This is a genomic window from Nostoc sp. UIC 10630 (genome assembly GCF_010747425.1).
GTDB lineage: Bacteria > Cyanobacteriota > Cyanobacteriia > Cyanobacteriales > Nostocaceae > Nostoc.
Window position 1 is genome coordinate 1 of record NZ_JAAGOG010000390.1, and the last position, 2640, is coordinate 2640.

At 42.6% G+C, this 2640-nt stretch carries 3 protein-coding genes and 1 pseudogene; 3 read left to right on the forward strand and 1 reads right to left on the reverse strand.

The genetic code is table 11. From position 1 onward, the window contains the following. Positions 1-141: 141 nt before the first annotated feature. Positions 142-726: pseudogene (locus tag G1O98_RS37750) on the forward strand (hypothetical protein); the annotation flags it as partial. Between the two features lie 629 nt (positions 727-1355). Beyond that, positions 1356-1973, forward strand: a complete 618-nt coding sequence (locus G1O98_RS37755; protein WP_163939516.1) for a reverse transcriptase N-terminal domain-containing protein — start codon at positions 1356-1358, stop codon at positions 1971-1973. Positions 1974-2017: 44 nt separating this feature from the next. Here G1O98_RS37755 and G1O98_RS37760 read toward each other — a convergent pair whose 3' ends face one another. Further along, positions 2018-2233, reverse strand: coding sequence for a hypothetical protein (locus G1O98_RS37760; RefSeq protein ID WP_163939518.1), 216 nt, complete (start codon positions 2231-2233; stop codon positions 2018-2020). Between the two features lie 230 nt (positions 2234-2463). Here G1O98_RS37760 and G1O98_RS37765 point away from each other — a divergent pair, with 230 nt between their 5' ends. After that, positions 2464-2601, forward strand: a complete 138-nt coding sequence (locus G1O98_RS37765; RefSeq protein WP_163939514.1) for a hypothetical protein — start codon at positions 2464-2466, stop codon at positions 2599-2601. The last annotated feature ends 39 nt before the right edge of the window (positions 2602-2640 follow it).

Sequence of the window (2640 nt, forward strand, 5' to 3'; positions counted from 1 at the left end):
TATCAAAAGACCTGTCCGATTACAAAATAGCTCTACAAAAACAATTCATAGAGCTATTGCAGGCATCCACAAATTGAGAAATAGCCACAAAGAAAGCTTCGCTGAATTGAAAGTGAAAAATAGTGATTGAGATGAATAATCATGGTACAAGCAATCGACAACCTTATTGCTACAAATTTCCTAACTGATGCAGTAGTCGAACGCCACAATTTCTCACAGTTAAATAAAACCCGCATTAGATTTCGCATCCAGCTAAAGAAAAGTACAAAATCTGCTGCACCTAAATGGGCGGATGTGCTAAAAGCTGAAGTCTCTGAAATCGAATCAGACCTTGTGAAAGTTACTAATTCTGAAGTCGGTTTGCGTGGTATCAAGGTCTTCAAAAAGCTAGATGAAGCTGCTGCCCAACTGAGGCAAGAGATTGCTTCGGTTCAAGAATGGATGTCTGCTGATACTGGTGATTGGGTCTGTCCGATTGATTTAGCTCCCCTGGTATGGAATCAGTTAATTAATATTAGGGATAATATCGCCCCTGGTCTACGCAATCAATTAAAAGCTGATTACGAAGTGGGACTTCTTGATTATCAAGAGCGCATTGATCAGTTCCTCTCCCTTAACACTTGGGAATTAGCACAGGATAAGCAAGAATCAGTCAAAGCCAATTTGTTAAGAGCATTTCCGACTCTGACTGACTTAGAAGATTATTTGCAGGTAATCATTGTGCGATTCGTTCTGTCTAAATAAGTATAAATACTTAAGGACGACAGGCATGGAAAAGTAGTTTTAACAAGCTACACAGAACCATGACAACTCAATTTCCGTGATGGTGAAATTCCATCCTCCCAGGTGTCAGGGATGACTGCAAGTCCCCTACTTCAACGAGATGGCTCCTCGTTGGGGTAAAGCGGGGAATTCAAGGCGGTAACTACTAGCCTTCATAGTGGAACTCCGTCAGGCGTAGCTAGTCATGGGTAGAAATACAAATCTCTCATCAGAACCATCGTAACTTGCAACAAGCCAAAGAGGCTGATAGGCTTGCCCAAAAGGGGAAGGATATTTGGACGGCTGTGATGACCAGACCGTTAAAAGATAGGTAATAATCATCATGACCTATCATGACACCCATAATAAACCCGGTGGACAGAGAGAATCCTAAAACTAACGACAAACGGAAATTGGGAACGAAGTAACCTTCTAATACGCTCTTTAGAAAGGTCGATCTCTAAAGTAAGTAGCCAACCGCAAGCTATTGGGAGGAAGGATTGTTCCAAAAGCATAATGCTTCTGGGAAAGCCAGAAGATAAGCAGACAGGAACACGAGGATTTGGACGATATAGCTTTAAGTAGTAGTAAATATGACTAAAGCCGAACAAAAGTTCAGGATTGTATGGGAAAATGACATACCAATTTGTGAAGGAGTAGAAACCGACATTCAATGGCGGGACATACCCTGGAAGAAACTGGAACGTCGTGTTTTCAAGCTGCAAAAAAGGATATATCAAGCCTCTAATCGTGGAGATGTCAAAGTAGTCCATAAAATCCAGAAAACTCTACTACGGTCATGGTCAGCCAAATGTATAGCAGTACGTAAAGTTACCCAAGATAATCGAGGAAAAAAGACGGCAGGAGTGGACGGGGTTAAATCCCTTTCCCCAGAAGCACGTCTTGCACTGGTTAAAAGGCTAAAGCCAGAGGGAAAATCACGACCCACTAGAAGGGTATGGATACCCAAACCTGGCACAGAAGAAAAAAGACCCTTGGGAATACCGACTATGTACGACCGTGCATTACAAGCGTTGGTAAAAATGGCACTAGAACCCGAATGGGAAGCACGATTTGAACCAAACAGTTATGGCTTTAGACCGGGTAGGGGCGCTCATGATGCAATACAAGCGATATTCAACGCAATTAGATATAAACCTAAATATGTGTTGGATGCCGATATTGCAAAATGTGTGCGCCGTGACAGTTAACGCGGTATCCCCAACCAAGTTGGGAGAGACTAAGAAGAACGTCTCTAAGTCAACCAATTTACCTGGAGTTGAAAGACAAAAGGGACAACAGCATGTTGGTAAAGCCGGAAATAGAGAGAAGGCGTTAAAACTAGAGTCCGGCAAGACTTGTGTGACATGGTGAAGGTTAAACTACCTGAAGCCCAATTCTGACGGTATACGCGATTGCCTATTCCTACAACGCCTAAAAGGAATAATCGTTTGTGTGTAGTTTTAAACATTTGAACCACACAACTTCTTCAAACGAAGTCAGCCAGCGATGAGATGGCTTAACGAATGAATGGGACACCTAAATCACACTGTTACGTACTGAGTTAATAAAGCGCGGGATGACCTACGGGGGGCGACCCCTATGGTTACAGAGTTCCTATAGTAGTCTGAGGATGGGAAAGCCGCCTACATGGCGAAGAGGAACAGGTATTCTTCACACTTGTATCGAGAGGTACGCGAGATGCGAAACGCCGAAACGATTTTAAGTGTAATCCGAGACAGAGGCTACCGTGGTTTACCTCTGGATGATATCTACAGACAACTTTTCAACCCCAATCTATACCAGGGCAAACGCATCTTATTTACTAATAAAAACTAAGGGAGATTCCAAAATGACATAGATAATTGTAAAAATCGG